Here is a 17,517-nt window from a genome sequence, read left to right as displayed (position 1 = left end):
TATATTATGATTCAGCTAAATCGATTTCACTATATTACTTTAAGTATTTTCCTTATTATAGTAGGATTAATATTTTCAGCAACTTATACCGGGCTATTCATTTCCGCACTGTTAGCAATAACTGCTTTTCGAGATGAAAAACTCGGTTTAGCTTATTTACTATTATTTATTCCAATGCGCCCCTTTTTATCTGCTTACAATGCAGGGTTTAAATTTATTGGGATTTTCATTATTCTCGCTCTATTATGCAAAATCATTTTTCAATATCGAAATACAGTTTCAAAACTTTTTACATTTCATTACTTTGAAATCGCATATTTCCTATTTTGCTTATTCGGAGCGATTGTAGGATTAATTAACAATGTATCTTTAGTAGCAATAATCATGCAGTTACATACCCTTTTACTATACTATTTTGTATTCTATATCGTCTCTCGATTGTCGTTCACCCGAGATGATTTCATATTTTTTGCAAAAGTAACTTTTGTGGCTGCAATTATCATTTCTATTCAAGGTTTAATTGAAAAAATTTCTCTTCGTAGTATGTTACTACCAGAGGTATGGAAAAATCTTGATCTAGCTCCTACTAATAAAATTCGTATATATGGTATGGCTGGTGGCCCAAATGAACTTGCACTTTATTTAACGATTGCATTTCTTACTTCTTTATATTTATTAAAAAATGCTTCCATACGAATGAAGTACACACTCTATGTAGGACTAACAATTATCGCGACAACTTTATGGTTAACCTATTCACGCGGAGCATTTTTAACGTTAATAACCTTTGGAGTACTTTATATCATTATCCATCTTAATATACCGTATTGGAAAGCATTAATCCCTATACTAACCATCTCATTTATATGCGCTACTGGAATCTCTCTCATGACAAACTATTTAGAAGGAGATTCTCTAGGTGCAAAACGCTTTTCAGAAGCACTCTCAGAGGACACATTAGAATTAAGTAAGCAAGATGGTCGAATATATTATGTACAGAAAGCATTAGAAATCTTCCGTGATAAACCAATTACCGGCTATGGTTTCGGTACATTTGGTGACGCAGCTACTCAAACATACTCGTCACCAATTTATAAATCGTACAATATTACATGGAATTTTTATTCTGACAACCAATACATCCAAATTCTAGCAGAAACAGGACTTATTGGAGTCATTTTATGTTCGATATTTGCATATGGAATTTTAAGTACTTTCTGGAAACTAAGAAGAAATTCAATATTTAGTCCCATTCTCTTATGTTTAGTTGCTGGTGCTATTATAGGAAGTGCCTTTTATAACATATTAGAGAATGCCGTCTTCATGATGTATTTCTTCCTCATTACGGGATGTATATATAATAAAAAGGACTACTGAAATAATCAGTAGTCCTTTTTATTATATTTTTTTCTGTTTCCTTGATACAATAAAAGCGCCTAGTAATGTGATAACAAAAGTAATAAACGAAACAACTGCTCCCATTACAAATCCTGGGGAAGTATACTTTAATTCGATTGTATGCGTTCCTTTTTCTAAATCTAATCCAAGGAATGCATCATTTAATTTAAGTAACTTAGCTTCTTTACCATCAACTGTTGCCTTCCAGCCTTTATCATATGGAATAGATAGGAATAAATAGTTATCTTCCTTCACATCAATTTTTCCTGATACCGTGCGACTTGTGTAATTCTTTACATCAAATGACTGTTGTTTCAGTACATTTATTCGCTTATCAAATGCTTCTACATCAAGTCCATAAAATAGTTGTTGTTCAATCTCTATAGAATAACGATTTACCTGAACTTCAACTTCTACCTTTTCATTTTCAAAATAACCTAAATCTAGAATACCATTGTTCCAATAGTAACGAGGATATTCTGTGAATTTTTTACCAAGTGATTTTCCATTCACATATACTTTCGTAACATCCGTTGGTTCTACACGTAATTTTGTATATAATTGTTGCTTACCTTTTACGTCAAATGTATATTTAATGCTCGCCTTTTGCCCTTCTTGATTTTTCATCAATGTAATAGGCTTTTGCTTTGTCTGGGCAATTTTTTTCTTTTCAATAGCAAATTCTTCTTTTGTTTTTTCACTCTCTACAACTGATAAATTATTATATTCTACAGAAGACGGTTCCAACGATGCATAATAATTTGTTTGTTTCCCATTTAGAGTTCCGATAAATTCATTTTGCTTCTCAAAGGAATTTATATAGTTGATTCTTTGTACTTTCAACTTATCTTTTCCTTTAACATCAAATTCATCTTTATTTACCATGTATCCGAACGAAAGCGCATTTTTATTCTCATATACATAATTGCTTCCAACATGATCGATTTCAGACCAGCCGTATTTATTTAAAGGTTGATCAGAAACCATATATTTTACACCAAACAAAGCATCTGTCGAGAGAATCCCTTTACCATTTTGTAAAATTAATGCCTCTAGATACCCATAACCTAAATCTTGCATGTATAAATTCAAGTGACCATTTGCCACAGAATTAAAGTGTGTTAAGCCCTTATATCCAAAACGTAGCGCATCATTCCATGTAACACTTCTTGTCGTTTCCATGCGATAAAGCCCCTTGTCCTGTTCGGCTACTTTCTGAATGGTCTCTTCATATTTTGGATACGGCGAAGCATATTCTTGACGATTAATATATCCGTATTCATACCCCATTAACTTAACCATGTATACTGTATTAGCTGCTACATCTAGCCCCACTATAGCGAATAAAGCCAAAGAGATAATCGCTTTATTTTTTCGCAAGCGAACTTTTCCAAATAACAATAATGCATACATAATGATTAAAAAGGCATTAATTACAATCTTATTTGACTGCATATAACTTGGTGCAACTTTTCCTAATAATAGCAGCATAAATATATTAAACAATACAACCTTTTTTAAAGCTGGTATTAATTCTTCTTCGAATACCATAAACGTTCGAACTGCTACATAAATGAGTACAAAGGAGAATGTAAATGAATAACGATACGGGAAATTCGTTGGTGGCTCAAAACCATGCCAAGCGATATTTAAAAACGGAATTTCAAAAGAAAGGATTAGGAATAACAGTACGCTTCCATATACAATCTTTTCTTTCAATGAAATTCTTTTTGTAATAAAGAATAATGGAATGAGTAATACAGTTAAAACACCTGCATAAACGTTTGGCATTCCATTTACTGTCGTATCAATTACGCCATTAAAGAATCGTGCATAAAAATCAAACGGATCAAAATTAAATGCTGTAGAGAATGGAATCTTAGTACGCTCAACAAAGTTGCTCTTTAAATCCATGTATGTTGGTAGCGTAATAAATGCAGACATTCCACCTGCCAACCCTGTTCCAAGACAGAACCATACGAACCTTTGCATTAATAATTTTATATTTCGAATATCGTAAAGCACACAATAACGTGCTACAAAGTAGATAAATGTAAAAATCCCTACCATAAAGGAAATATAAAAATTCGTAATAAATGTAAGTGCTAAACTAAATGTGAATAACACCCATTTTTTTTCTGTAACTAGCTTTTCAATACCTAACATAATAAGGGGTAGTAAATAAATGGCATCTAACCACATTACACAGAAAGAATATACTGTTACAAATGACATTAAGGCATAAAAAGTTGAGAATAGCGTAATAGCAATTTCACGACGCTTCATCATATTGCTTAAATAATATGTCATTGTAAAACCAGCTAATCCTGTTTTTAATAAAGTCATTAACATAATCGCTTCTGGAATATGCGAACGATCAAACAGGAGAATGAGTAGTGAAAAAGGGCTAGCTAAATAATAAGCAAATACTCCAATGAAGTTTAATCCCATTCCACCTTCCCAGCTATAAAATATACTTTTCCCATTTTTAAACACATCATATAAATACGTGTAAAACTGCACATATTGTGTGTGTAAGTCAGTTACAAGGATTGATTTTGCTCCAAACGGTGCAACACCCAGTAAAATAAAAACTACACCATAAATAGAAAAAGGAAGTAAAAAAGCAAAAGTATATAAAAACTTCTTTTTCTTAAATAAATCTAACAGAGCTTGCATTATACTCCTCCATATCATTCTTCATTAATCATTTATTACCAAATTTTATGTATAAAAAACAATAGCCGGCATATAGCCAAGCCATTGTTTTTATGCGTTTTGACCGTTTTCTATATCGGTCTTCTTTTTAAAAATAATATATTTACTCGCAAAATAATTTACGACCACAACAATAACGTTTGCAATAATTTTTGCTACTAAATCATTCATACCTAGCCATTCAATTAAAACAATCATAGATGCGATATCAATGAAATAAGATACAATACGGAATCCCATAAAGTAGACAAACTCTTTTACTACGTGAGCAAAACTTGTTTGTTGACTGTTAAATACATACTTCTTATTTGTAATATACGCAAACAGTACCGATACAATCCAAGCAATTGTTGTTGCTATTTTGTAATCCATTCCAACTAACGTTGCACAAATAAAATACGTCACAATGTTGATTAACGTCGTTAAACCACCGAAAAGTAAATAGTTAAAGAATTCTTTCGCTTTATTATTCACGCTTCTAATCCCCTAGTGATTTGATTTTACTTTACGATCTTCTACGCTGTATAATTTCGCCATTTTTTGATCGCCATCGATATTCATTACTTTATCATCATTATATTCATCTACAAAATATAGCGGACGTTGTTTTGTTTCATTGAAGATACGTCCTAAATATTCCCCAATAATACCGATAGAAATTAACTGTACACCACCGATGAATAGAATAGCTGTCATCATGGATGGATATCCACTTACTGACTCACCATACATTAGCGTCTTAATAATAATCCAAATCATATAGATAAAAGCTAAGAATGAAACAGTAAATCCCATGAAAGATGCAAGGCGCAATGGCGCTGTTGTAAAGGATGTAATTCCTTCAATAGCAAGATCCATTAGTTTGAAATAGTTCCACTTTGTTTCACCTGCAGCACGAGGATCACGATCGAATAAAATTTCTTTCTTATTATAACCAATCCAGCTAAACATCCCTTTTGTATAACGCTGCGTTTCACGAATTTTCTTTAATGCCTCAACACAACGACGGTCTAGTAAACGAAAATCACCTGTATTTTCTTGGATCGGAATTCTTGTTGTTTTCTTTAGCAAGCTGTAAAATTTACCAGCCGTCCATTTCTTCGCCCATGATTCACCAGAACGAGAGCGTCGTTTTGCATAAATATCATCATACCCTTGTTCCCAGTACTTAATCATTTCAGGGATTAATTCTGGTGGATCTTGTAAATCGGCATCAATGATAATTACTGCATCTCCAATTGCATGATCAAGACCTGCAATCATGGCTGTTTCTTTGCCAAAATTTCGCGATAAGTCTACATACGAAATTCGCTTATCATTCGCTCTAAATTCCTTAATAATATCTAATGTACGATCTTTACTTCCGTCGTTAACAAACAAAATTTCAAAGTTATAATTTGGAATGCCTTGAAATACCCCCGTTAAACGACTATATAATTGATCTAATACCTCTTCTTCATTATACGCCGGTACCAATATAGTAATAGTCTTCAAAAAAGGCGCTCCTTTCTTTTTCAAGCCTGCTCATAAAGAACATCTTATAAGCACAGATTAGACATAGTAAACTGGATGTTTATCTTAGAATACCTCTTTCTCCAATTCACTATGTCTAACCTCACATATTTATAAATAAGTTAATTTTTCACAGTATTTTTTTGTTCATTTACAATTTCTTCCATGATCGCTAATAAATCATCTTTTAACTCTTCATGTTGTAAAGCCATTTCGATTGTTGTTTGAATAAAGCCTAGCTTCTCTCCAACATCATAACGCTTTCCTTCAAAATCGTATGCAAACACACGCTGAATTTCGTTTAGCTTTTGGATTGCATCTGTTAATTGAATTTCGCCGCCAGCACCAATATGCTGTTCTTCTAAGAAGCGGAATATTTCTGGTGTTAACACATAGCGTCCCATAATTGCTAAGTTTGAAGGTGCTTCACCTGGAGCTGGTTTTTCAACAAATTGCTTCACTTGATAACGGCGTCCCTCTTTTTCTAATGGGTCAATAATACCATAGCGATGCGTTTCATTTTCTTGAACAGTTTGCACACCAATTACAGATGAAAGTGTATGCTCATACTCATCGATAAGCTGTTTTAAACAAGGTTTTTCAGCTTGTACAATATCATCACCAAGAAGAACAGCAAATGGCTCATCGCCAATGAACTTACGAGCACACCATACTGCATGTCCTAAACCTTGTGGTTCTTTTTGACGAATATAGTGAATATCTACCATTTTCGAAGATGCTTGTACTTTTTCAAGTAACTCATATTTTTTCTTCTCTAGTAAGTTTTGCTCTAATTCAAATGCATTATCGAAATGATCTTCAATCGCACGTTTTCCTTTTCCTGTAACGATAATGATATCTTCAATACCAGCCGCTACAGCTTCTTCAACGATATATTGGATTGTTGGTTTATCAACAATTGGTAACATTTCTTTAGGCTGTGCCTTTGTAGCTGGTAAAAAACGTGTTCCAAGACCAGCTGCTGGAATAATAGCTTTTCTTACTTTTTTCATGCTTATAACCTCTTTCTTGGCTTATATTTGCATTCATTTAAACAGGACTTATTTTGTTATTTTTCCCTGCTAAACCATATTTATTGGCTACATTTATTTTACCCTTATCTTATATAAAAAGTTTTCCGCAATATATATGTCTATTAATCTCTTTTTTACACTAAGACTTTTACATGTTAATTTCCCCTTAGTTGTAAAAAACACTCCGTACAAATTCTACATGATTGTCTCTTTATTCGTCAAGGCTACTTCATAACATCTATTTTACATTTGATACTTTATACCTGTTATTATTAGTCACCATTTGACAAACAATTATAAAACTAACTTCCACTATTAATAAAAAAAGCCATTGATATTTATCATACTAACGGCTTTTTTCATTTATTTATTTATTATTCAATAGTTACTTTTTGTTTTTTATAGTTCATTGTTTCAAGCTTTTTTTTCATATTTTCATTTTCATGCTGGTAAATTGCAACAATTTGTGTCAATTCTTTAATCCGAATAGAAGACCTTGATACAACTACAGTCAAAAAGAATAATACACATGTAACAAATATAAATCCTACGAAGAACAATGCGTTAATTGGTGTAGCAACACCTAAAGCACTTGAAATACCATCAATGGCCTTAGGGAAAATACCGATAATCAAAATACCAATCAATACGCCATACCATGTTAACACATATTTCAACTCTAGTTTTTCTTTACGAACCAAGTTCGTAAAAATAACCAACCCCACTATCACACCTAATATAATTAATATTTGAAGGCGAATTGTCACGAAACATTCTCCTTTCTTTTAGGTTTCAATCGATCAATCGAAATCGCAAGTGTTACCTTAATCATGTAATAAATTGCTTTATAATTTACAATAGATGATGTGCCACCCATTCTTTCTCGCATAAGCACAGGCACTTCTTTTACTTGATAATTATTTCTGAGTACAGCCACAATACTTTCAGGTTCTGGATAATCTTTCGGGTAGTACTCACAAAACTCATTAATAATTTTGTTATTTACCATCCTAAATCCAGAAGTTGCATCAGTAATTCTTTTTCCCGATACAATTCTTATTAATTTTTCAAAGAAACGAATTCCAAGTCTTCTTGTAAATGAAGATTGGAATCCTTCTTTGTTAATGAAACGTGAACCAATAACCATATCCGCTCCTGTCTCCTCCATTTCCTGAAGAAGAGCACCTAAGTATGCCGCGTCATGTTGTCCATCACCATCAAATTGCACCGCAACATCATATCCCTGACGCTGAGCATATTTATAACCAGTTTGCATTCCTCCGCCAATTCCTAAGTTGATTGGTAAGCTTACATAATTAAAATTATTATCTTTACATATTTGCTCTGTATCATCTTTTGAACAGTCATTAATGATAACATAGTCAAAATCCGGAGCATTTTTTTCTATATCCTCTACAACATGTATTAAATTTGTTGATTCATTGTAAGCAGGAATAATGATGAGCTTTTTTTTAGACAAATGAAATTCCTCTCCTTGTGTTTTGAATTAAAATATCTTCACAAACCAAAATACAAACGCATATGTCAAAAATAAGGTTGCCGCCTTACTTGCAAATATATCTATATTTGGTTTCTCAACCTTAATTTTAAAATGCTGCTGAATTAATAATAATATAAGTGGAATAATCGGAATAAAGTATCGCCCTTGAATTCCAACAACATATGGAAAACCTACTGTTGTCCACGTCATATATATACTTAACATAACAAGTAGAATTACACTAATACTGCAAAATCTTAATCCCCATTTCTTCATCCAATCTAACTTAGGGATTCCTTCTTTTTGATCCATTATTGCAATTAGAACAAATACAATCGGATATAAATATAGAATACCTTTTAGTGGTGTAGATAAGAAACCAAAAGTATTATACATCTCAAACCACTCATCTAATCCATGATCAAAAGAACGAATAAATACTTTAAGTGCTTCAAGAGGATGATTCAACATATAAGAAATTTGACCTGTCGCGGATACATTTCCACTGTTTAAACCATCGCCTACATATTTCATCACAAATATGTTCCAGCCCGCAACAAGTAATCCTGCGGCCCCTGTTATACCAATATTAAATAACCAATAGTTCTTTTTCATTCCGTATTTTGATACCCTTGTACACAACATTAGTAATAAAAGTGGCCAATACGTAAATTTACAAAGCGTCATTACAATCCCCGATACTGCCATTGCAACAAACTCTGACTTTTTAAAATCTTCATTGAACCACAAACGCATTACCAATGCAATGAATATAAAGCTAGAACCCATTAATACTGCATCAGCAGATAAACTTGCTGCATGGAACATAATAATTGGTGCTAACATAAAGAACATAAATGTCCGTCTCATTATAGGCATTTTATAAAGCGCATATGCAGACATCATAACAAATGCTAATAGATTTACTAAACGTCCCAATATATTTGCCGTCCAAATATTTGTATCAGCTATCATGGCAAGTTTAATTCCTATCGCTTGTGGTATGTACGGAATGACTGTATATACCGCGGTCGTAGCTTGGGATTCAAATAATTGTTGATTTTTCATGTCAGGTCGAATACTAAATTGTTTTACATAATCAACTACATCCGGATTTATTTTTTCATTTCTTGGCACAGGATGTAAATAAGTATCTAAGATTTTTTGTGAAACAAAATATCCTACATTTCCCTCATGCTTTGGTGTAATAAAGTTCCCTTGGGCAACATCTTGGCTTTTTAAGAAGTGAACCCACTCATCCGAAGTTTGATGAATAGGTGTATAGACAGCAAAAAAGCTTCCAAAAATCGTTGCAATTAAAACATACTCAACAACAATTTTTTTCCCTGCCCAAACTAATAATAGTGCCACTAGTCCTGATAATACTAAGAGCACTCCCAACTTCCAATAAGGTAAAGATGATAAATGATAATCAACAGCAACTACTTTATTTTCTTTCATCTCACCATTGACATCTATCATTTTATCTTCTATAGGAAAAGCTGTAGTAATATAAATCCCTTTATTTTCATCAAATTTAATGTTTTCTATTACTATTTTTAAATCTGTTGATTTTTTTTGAATGTTTTTCGAAAGCGGTATATATAGTTCCCCATCTTCTTTAAACATATCTGAAGTAAGATTAATGTTCTCAGTTTCACCTTTAGTAATTAACTTCAATTCTCCAGAGAAATGAGCTTGCTTTACTTCAGAATTAAAATGTAACGATATAGCTGCTATATTTTTATGACTATTAGATAACTGTTGTGTAATCTTATCTTGTTGCTTTAGCTGGAATCCTTCTTTAGTATTTTTGAAATTGCCACCTTCAGACCTCAAGAGGCTAGATTTAGAACTAGCATACAATAACAATACTGCAAATATGATTAAAAAGCTAATTAACCATTTTGTTCCTTTTTTCATGGACATCTTTAAAACTCCCTATATTTATTGAATGCAAAAAATTGTAATCCCTACAATAATTATAGCATTCCCTATTACTTTTCTTTTGGTAATTTTCTCTCCAAGGAAATACCAACTGAATATTAAAATAAAAATATAACTAAGTGATTCAATAACAGGCGCTTGTTTTAATGGAACACCTTTCAAGGCAATTACGTTTAATCCGGCGTTAATTACAAATAAAGAATATCCTACAATTACGTAGCGATTTACATATTCTTTCCACTTTGTATCATAATTCGATAATGTTGCCTTCTTTAATAAAATTTGCGAATAGTTTGCTAAAACAACTCCAAAAATGTAAAGCAACACAAATTTATTCATCTTTTACCACCACGACAATCCCTATAATAATAATGACTGCACCTACCAAGTTATTCCATTTTATTGTGTCACCGAAGAAAACAACTGACCATAATAGTCCCCATAAAATAATGACTCCCCGATGCGAGTACGCTTTAGATATTTCAAATGGTTTAATAACTTGCTGCCAAATTATTGCGTATCCAAATAAAAGAATTACAAGAATCATGTAGGCAATAAAAAAAGAAATTGATCCAACTGAAAAGTTTGCCGCCCATTTCATATACACCATTATGATAGAGTATAAAAAAAAGGCAACATGTAAAAATATATAATGCTTCATTGTTGCTTTCATACACTCAACTCTCTTTTTTTTAAATTAATAGTTATATCATCACTTTTTCACAAATTGCCATTTTAAATTTATATACACACGAAACAAATTTTAACATAATTGATCCAAAATTTCATTCTGAACTTAATTAAATGCATTTACCGTTTGTGTCCAATTTGTGACAACGAAAAAAACAAATTTTGATAAAAATTCGATCAAGAAACATTTATTCCAAGTTTCCCCAAAAAAAGCATGAGCACCTAATGCTCATGCTTTTTATATATTATTGAACTCGATTCATAATATCATTCTTTATACTTTCAAGCTTTTCTTCACTATGTTGTAGTGTACTTCCCTGCACCCCAAAATAAAATTTAATTTTAGGTTCTGTCCCAGACGGACGTAAGCAGAACCAAGAACCATCCTCAAGGTAATACTTTAACACATTTGATTGTGGCAAATGTATTTCCTCTGTTCCATCCCCTATAATTTTCGTTCTCAAGCTTGCTTTATAATCTTCAGCAATTGTAACTTTTAAACCAGCTACTTCTACAGGACAATTTTCACGGAATGTTGTCATCAAGTTTTGAATTTGTTCTGCGCCATCTTTTCCTTTTAAGGTCAATGACACAAGCCCCTCACGGAAATAACCATGTTTTTCAAACACTTCAAGCAATCCATCATACAATGTCTTTCCTTGCGCCTTATAATATGCAGCAACCTCACATGCGAATAAAACAGATTGAACAGCATCTTTATCACGACAGAATGGCTTAATTAAATAACCATAACTTTCCTCATAACCAAATTGGAAATTATACTGTCCACTTTCTTCATATTGCTTAATTTTTTCTCCAATAAATTTAAATCCAGTTAATGTATCAATCGTATCAAGTCCATAAGAATTTGCCACCGTACGTCCTAATTCTGAGGTAACGATAGTCTTTAAGACAACTCCATTCTCTGGCAAGATTCCTTTTTCTTTCTTTTGAGATAACATGTAATCTAGCATTAAAGCACCTGTTTGATTTCCTGTTAACACTTGATATTCTCCATCATGATTACAAACAGCCACACCAAGACGATCAGCGTCTGGATCTGTTGCAATTAGAACATCTGCTTTAATCTCTGTACCATAACGAATTGCTAACTCAAAAGCTGCATGTTCTTCTGGGTTTGGTGATTTTACTGTAGAAAAATTAGGATCTGGTTGTTCTTGTTCTTTTACAATCGTTACATTTTTAAAACCTACTGCTTCTAATCCACGACGAACAGGGAGATTTGCAGTACCATGAAGTGGTGTGAAAACAATCTTTAATTCTTCCCCTTGGCTTTCTACCAAGCCTTTATTAATAATAATTGTTTTTAATTGTTCCAAGTATGCATCATCTACATCTTGTCCAATAATTTGTAACAAACCATTTTGCTTCAGCTGTTCAACATTAGCAACTTCTACTAATAATTCATCACTTACACCATCCACATAAGAAATTAATTCATCTGCTTCTTTTGGCGGTAATTGTCCTCCATCTTCTCCATATACTTTATATCCATTATATTCTGGCGGGTTATGACTCGCAGTAAGAACGATTCCACTATATGTATGTAAATAACGCACTGCAAATGAAAGCTCCGGTGTTGGGCGTAAGCTTTCAAACACGTATGTTTTAATACCATGTGCACCAAGTGTTGCAGCTACTTCCATTGCAAACTCTGGAGATTTATGACGAGAATCATACGCAACAACAACACCACGTGCTTTTGCTTCCTCTCCTTGTTTCTCAATAAATTGAGCTAAACCTTCTGTCGCCTTACGTACTGTATATACGTTCAAACGGTTTGTTCCAGCACCAAGTTCACCACGCATACCGCCTGTACCAAATTCTAAATTTTTGTAGAAACTGTCTTCAATTTTCTTTACATCTTGTTTCATTTTCTCTAACTCTTGTTTTAACTCTATATCCAAACTAGCAAATGTATTCCAGCGTTCATATTCTTTTTTCCATTCCATTTTAAATTCTCTCCTCTCAATCAAACACAATTTAATTATATGGTGAAAATGATATTTTCCTCAATACTATATTTAATACTCACAAAAACTTTTACATTAAATGTATAAAACAGCACCCCTTATGAATACTTTTTGTATAAATTGAAAAGCTATACATAAATAAATATATTCTCGAATAAGGTGAGGTACAATGCAAGAATGGGCGCTTAAACCAGAAATACAACAACATATCCAAGAGATTATCAAAGATATTTCCCTTGCACTTCAAGATATGCAAAACACATTAGAGAACAATGATAAATGCCTTTTATGTAAAGTCGAAGATATACACAAATTACTATTACAAATTCAATCAACAACCGCTTCTTACTATCTCAAAACATATTTATCACCATATACAGATTGCTATATCCAACTATTAACTGCAATCAGACAATTATCTCAAAAACGCCATGGAGCTCTTATTATTATAGAAAGAGAAAAATCATTAGAAGCATATATCCAATCTGGTATAGAAATTCAGGCTCATTTAACAGTTCCATTACTAGAATCTATTTTTTACCCTGGAAACTCACTTCATGACGGTGCTGTTCTTGTAAATAATAACCATATTATATCAGCAGCAAATATACTACCCTTATCGCAACAAGCTTTGACATCCAATCGAAAGTTAGGAACACGTCACCGCGCAGCAATTGGACTCTCTGAAGTCAGTGATGCACTTATTTTTGTTGTATCTGAGGAAACTGGTATAACGTCATTTGCCTTAGATGGAACCTTATATACATTTTCATTATGAAACATATAATACACTTATATTTCCTCGCATAGCAGGAATTTTCTTTCTGCTAATTGAAGTGTATGGGAACAGGGAGGCGATATGCTAGCCATGAAGAACATATTACAGCAATTTATTACAATACTCTTCGTATGCTTCACTTTTACAGGTTGCATCGATACAAATAATTCGAAAGACATTTCCTATCAAAATCAAGAAACAGAAAAAGGCATAAAAAAGGCAGTTTGGAATCAACTATCCAATCAAGAAAAGCAATATATTATCGGTGATTGGGAAAATGCAACAATGATCAAAACAATATTGCATAAACATAATAGCCGTCAATTTAATGAAGAATATGAAGGGAGAAGTGTCTACCTCGTGCATTTCCCATCTGATACGTCCTATCCCAAAAACGTTGAAGTGTACGTCGATATCGATACAAATAAAATTGTCGGATATAATCAATAAACTATTAAAAAATGACCTTCGAACGAATCTACGATTCATTTGGAGGTCATTTTCTTTGGATCAAACTACAGGATAAATGTTTAAAACAAAATAATAATTTATATGGAAAATCTTCATAAAAATATTCAGTTATCAAAAACTTACTTCTCATAGTAATAACAATGCAATTATCTTCTTTGCTATTATTTCATTTATGATTGCTTATAAGTTGTAACAACCATTCACCTTTATCTTTTTGCTTATTCTCCACCACTAAACCTTTCAACAAACGTTGCAAGTGTACGTACCATTGCACCTGTTGCTCCAGCTGGCCCTAAATCATGCGCTCCTGATGTTTCAGATGTTCCAGCGATGTCTAAGTGTACCCATGGTGTATCTTCAGCAAATTCACCTAGGAATGTCCCTGCCATAACCGCATGTCCTTCACGTCCTGGTGAGTTATTTAAATCAGCAAACTTACTGTTTCTCACGCGTTCTTTATCACGATCAAAAATCGGTAATTGCCAAATTGATTCATCTGTTTCCATAGATGCCTCTAGTACTTGCTCAAACAACTCTTCATTGTTTGTCATTGCGCCCGTCGTATGATTTCCAAGCGCAACAATTACACCACCTGTTAATGTCGCAACATCAATTAGATAGTTTGCACCTAGTTTTTTCGCATACGTAATACCATCAGCTAACGCTAGACGACCTTCTGCATCTGTATTTAATACTTCAATTGTTTTTCCGCTCATAGACGTGATTACATCGTCTGGCTTAAATGCTGTACCACTTACAACGTTATCAGTTGATGGAATAACAGCGATCACATTTTGCTCCGGGCGAAGTTCACCGATAATTTCCATCGCACCTAATACAGCAGCGCCACCGCCCATATCACCTTTCATACCGACCATGCCTTCACGTGGTTTTAATGAATAACCACCTGTATCGTATGTGATTCCTTTTCCAACGAATCCAATAACATCTGTCCACTCTTCTTTTCCTTTATAAATAAGAGCGATCATTTTTGGTGGTTCAGTAGATCCTTGGTTTACTGCAAGTAACGCACCCATACCAAGGTCTTCCATCTCTTCTTTCTCAAGAACTTTATAATCCATATCATACTTTTCCGCTAACTCAACAGCATACTCAGCAAGCTTTGTTGCTGTTAATACGTTTGGCGGCATATTTACAAGTGTACGAGCTGAATTTGTTGCATGTCCATGTACGTAGCCAACTGTTAATGCAGCTTCAATTTCGTGTGCATCTTCTGCTGTAATAGCCGTGAACTTCTCTAACTCCACACGTTCCTTTTGATCTGATTTATACGTTTGTAACTCATATGTACCAAGACCTTGTACTTCTGCTGTAATGTGAGCTACATCAATCGCATCTAATTTCTCTGTTACGAAAGAATCAAGCAAGATTGCTGCATCTTGTACTTTTGCTGCTTGTAGCGTTTTAAACGCCTTACCAAGAGCCGCACGTAACGTTTCTGTCGTATACGATTCTTTCTTTCCTAAACCAACGAAATAATAACGTTTCACATTTGTTTTCCCTAAACTATGTACTTTCGAAATAGCTTTCTTCTTCGTAGAAAGTTCTTTCTCTTCTAATAAAACTTGTAATTGTCCTTCAAACGCTTTGTCCAGTTCTTGTACAAAACTATTCGTTTTCTCTTCTTCAAATAAGGCAACAATTACCGCTTCATGGCTTGCTAATTCTTTTTGTACTTGAAACATGTTCAGACCCCCTAAATTTCTCTACTCTACCTTTATTATAACTTTATTTTCGATAAAATGCGACAATTCTAACTTCTACTATTACCTCTATTATGAAATAAAAAAAGTCTAGCGCAATTACCACTAGACTATCTTTGTTTTAAATATTGACCGCGAAACACTTGCATCGTTTCGTCTTGATTTAACATCGTTAACTCTTCCTCTGAAAACTTACCATCTCCAACTTTCACTACATACACATTTACTTTTTTCTTACCCCATTGGCTATAAACATCTTTCACCGTATCATAGTACAAATCAAGACGGTTTCCTTTTATAGCACCGCCCTTATCAGCTACTACACCATACCCATAACCTGGTACGAATAAAATCGTTCCAATTGGGAATACGCGTAAGTCCGCTGCGATTGTGGAATATAAATCCCTTTTCACCTTAACACCTGAATATGTAATACCATACTCCGGATGTCCCGGCCTCTTACCAGTTGACTCAATTCCTGACGTATAACCTGTTGCAGTCATTTCAATTGAACGATATTTAGACCAGTCTTTCGCCTGCTCTAAAGCATTTATCACTTCTTTACTCGGAGCAACATTTCTCTTAATTTCTGCTGCATGTACTTCTTTTGCACTCGTTCCCTCATACTTCTTTACAATCTCTAATAAAGAAACTCCTGTGAAAGCATTCCATGTTACGCATAATGCGGATACAAGTAAACAAGTCATCATAATGCGAATACAATATCGTTTTAACATTTTTATATTCCACACTCCTTCATCGTTAATCATTCCCTATACAATGAAGGAATATGCAAAAAAAATAATCTCCAAATGAATTGGAGATTAAAACATTTGATATCCACTTTTCCGGAGTTTCTTAATTACGATTCCTGCTAATACAGCACCTACTAATCCAGTAGATAAAATAAACATATCTGCTTGTCCTAAATGCGATACACTTTTCCCAAATGAAGAAAATGTTTCTTTTGGCTTTGAAAAATAATCCCACACACTCGCCTTATTAATAATAAGCATACAAACAATTGGATACACAATAACCATTACCCATGTAGCTCGCAAAATCATGTTGAGTAAAAATCCAATTCCAAAAAACAAAATAAAAAATAACATCATTGAAATAAGTAGTACCGGTATACTCACTCTTTCTCCCTCTCCTTCGTATGCGCCGTAAATACGTGATAGGCGGTATAACCAAATTGCTCCCCTGGATTTAATGTTTTGTCCATTTCAAGATGTAGTTCTGATTTTCTTTCTAACAAATATTTAATAAGTACAGACGTATTCGGATCGTCCGCAATCGTATCTGGATGTAGAAATGCTACTTCAGACAATTCTTTCTCCTGTACAATAATGTTTTCTCCTTCAGGCTCCAAAAGGAAAATAATCATATTATCACTAATCTCATTTCGAATCACGCCCGATCGAACACCAATGATTCCCTTCACATGAGCGACAATGCCTGTCTCTTCTAACACTTCACGTTTCACAGCTTCATCAACCGTCTCACCTTCATTTACAAAACCAGCCGGCAAAGACCATTTCCCCTTTAATCCACTGTACTTCTTCTTAACGAAGAGCCACCTGCCATCTTTTGTAGCTACTAGGCCACCGACAGCTAACCACACTTTCCCTCGTTTCTCCATGATGTAATACCCTCCTCTACCAGAACGGACAGAATATTCTTTCTTTTTTTATATATTATACTATATTTTTAAAATGAAAAAAGCAGAAACAGCTCTTAGCCGTTT

General features: G+C 33.6%; 17 protein-coding genes. 3 read left to right on the top strand and 14 right to left on the bottom strand.

Features of this window, described 5'->3' with window-relative positions; translation table 11 throughout:
* Positions 1-6: 6 nt before the first annotated feature.
* Positions 7-1,377 carry an O-antigen ligase family protein gene (locus MR115_RS23490; protein ID WP_242242950.1) on the top strand — a complete coding sequence of 457 codons (1,371 nt, stop codon included), beginning with the start codon at positions 7-9 and terminating at the stop codon, positions 1,375-1,377.
* Positions 1,378-1,398: 21 nt separating this feature from the next.
* On the opposite strand, the gene MR115_RS23485 is transcribed toward MR115_RS23490, so the two are convergent.
* The 10 genes from MR115_RS23485 to MR115_RS23440 all read right to left on the bottom strand — a co-directional run bounded on the left by MR115_RS23485 (position 1,399) and on the right by MR115_RS23440 (position 12,773).
* Complete coding sequence (locus MR115_RS23485; RefSeq protein WP_242242949.1) at positions 1,399-4,077, bottom strand: YfhO family protein; 2,679 nt, start codon at positions 4,075-4,077, stop codon at positions 1,399-1,401.
* A 90-nt stretch (positions 4,078-4,167) separates the two neighbouring features.
* Complete coding sequence (locus tag MR115_RS23480; RefSeq protein ID WP_001060120.1) at positions 4,168-4,590, bottom strand: GtrA family protein; 423 nt, start codon at positions 4,588-4,590, stop codon at positions 4,168-4,170.
* A 12-nt stretch (positions 4,591-4,602) separates the two neighbouring features.
* A complete protein-coding gene (locus tag MR115_RS23475) occupies positions 4,603-5,610 on the bottom strand; it encodes a glycosyltransferase family 2 protein (RefSeq protein ID WP_242242948.1) in 1,008 nt (335 codons plus the stop codon).
* 140 nt (positions 5,611-5,750) lie between these two features.
* Positions 5,751-6,641 carry a UTP--glucose-1-phosphate uridylyltransferase GalU gene (gene galU / locus MR115_RS23470; protein ID WP_088123645.1) on the bottom strand — a complete coding sequence of 297 codons (891 nt, stop codon included), beginning with the start codon at positions 6,639-6,641 and terminating at the stop codon, positions 5,751-5,753.
* 395 nt (positions 6,642-7,036) lie between these two features.
* The gene (locus tag MR115_RS23465; RefSeq protein ID WP_000155508.1) at positions 7,037-7,429 is read right to left on the bottom strand and encodes a DUF2304 domain-containing protein; all 393 of its coding nucleotides are present in this window, start codon (positions 7,427-7,429) and stop codon (positions 7,037-7,039) included.
* Entirely contained in the window at positions 7,426-8,142 is a 717-nt protein-coding gene (locus tag MR115_RS23460; protein ID WP_000038287.1) for a glycosyltransferase family 2 protein, read from the bottom strand. Before MR115_RS23460 ends, MR115_RS23465 begins: the two co-directional genes overlap by 4 nt.
* A 27-nt stretch (positions 8,143-8,169) precedes the next feature.
* On the bottom strand, positions 8,170-10,092 hold the full coding sequence (locus MR115_RS23455; RefSeq protein ID WP_242242947.1) for a DUF2142 domain-containing protein: 1,923 nt from the start codon (positions 10,090-10,092) through the stop codon (positions 8,170-8,172).
* 18 nt (positions 10,093-10,110) lie between these two features.
* Positions 10,111-10,449: an EamA family transporter gene (locus MR115_RS23450; protein WP_001032266.1), complete on the bottom strand. Its 339-nt coding sequence runs from the start codon at positions 10,447-10,449 to the stop codon at positions 10,111-10,113.
* Positions 10,442-10,783: a hypothetical protein gene (locus MR115_RS23445; protein WP_000648431.1), complete on the bottom strand. Its 342-nt coding sequence runs from the start codon at positions 10,781-10,783 to the stop codon at positions 10,442-10,444. Before MR115_RS23445 ends, MR115_RS23450 begins: the two co-directional genes overlap by 8 nt.
* Before the next feature lie 262 nt (positions 10,784-11,045).
* Positions 11,046-12,773, bottom strand: a complete 1,728-nt coding sequence (locus MR115_RS23440) for a phospho-sugar mutase (RefSeq protein ID WP_242242946.1) — start codon at positions 12,771-12,773, stop codon at positions 11,046-11,048.
* Between the two features lie 190 nt (positions 12,774-12,963).
* On the opposite strand from MR115_RS23440, the gene cdaS reads away from it, so the two are divergent.
* Positions 12,964-13,572, top strand: a complete 609-nt coding sequence (cdaS, locus tag MR115_RS23435) for a sporulation-specific diadenylate cyclase CdaS (RefSeq protein WP_064460051.1) — start codon at positions 12,964-12,966, stop codon at positions 13,570-13,572.
* A 90-nt stretch (positions 13,573-13,662) separates the two neighbouring features.
* Positions 13,663-14,022 (top strand): hypothetical protein, encoded by a 360-nt coding sequence (locus tag MR115_RS23430; RefSeq protein ID WP_003295594.1) that lies wholly within the window; start codon positions 13,663-13,665, stop codon positions 14,020-14,022.
* Between the two features lie 239 nt (positions 14,023-14,261).
* Here the strand turns inward: MR115_RS23430 and pepA are convergent, their stop codons facing one another.
* From pepA to MR115_RS23410, 4 genes are all read right to left on the bottom strand, one after another.
* On the bottom strand, positions 14,262-15,749 hold the full coding sequence (pepA, locus tag MR115_RS23425; RefSeq protein ID WP_242242945.1) for a cytosol aminopeptidase: 1,488 nt from the start codon (positions 15,747-15,749) through the stop codon (positions 14,262-14,264).
* A 128-nt stretch (positions 15,750-15,877) separates the two neighbouring features.
* Positions 15,878-16,504: a 3D domain-containing protein gene (locus tag MR115_RS23420; RefSeq protein ID WP_033656415.1), complete on the bottom strand. Its 627-nt coding sequence runs from the start codon at positions 16,502-16,504 to the stop codon at positions 15,878-15,880.
* Between the two features lie 87 nt (positions 16,505-16,591).
* A complete protein-coding gene (locus MR115_RS23415; protein WP_242242944.1) occupies positions 16,592-16,909 on the bottom strand; it encodes a YuiB family protein in 318 nt (105 codons plus the stop codon).
* Positions 16,906-17,412, bottom strand: coding sequence for an NUDIX hydrolase (locus MR115_RS23410; RefSeq protein ID WP_063260535.1), 507 nt, complete (start codon positions 17,410-17,412; stop codon positions 16,906-16,908). Before MR115_RS23410 ends, MR115_RS23415 begins: the two co-directional genes overlap by 4 nt.
* Positions 17,413-17,517: the final 105 nt, after the last annotated feature.

The sequence above is a fragment of the Bacillus cereus group sp. BfR-BA-01309 genome (assembly GCF_022664315.1).
Lineage (GTDB): Bacteria > Bacillota > Bacilli > Bacillales > Bacillaceae_G > Bacillus_A > Bacillus_A mobilis.
This window is presented reverse-complemented; position numbering and strand designations above follow the sequence as displayed.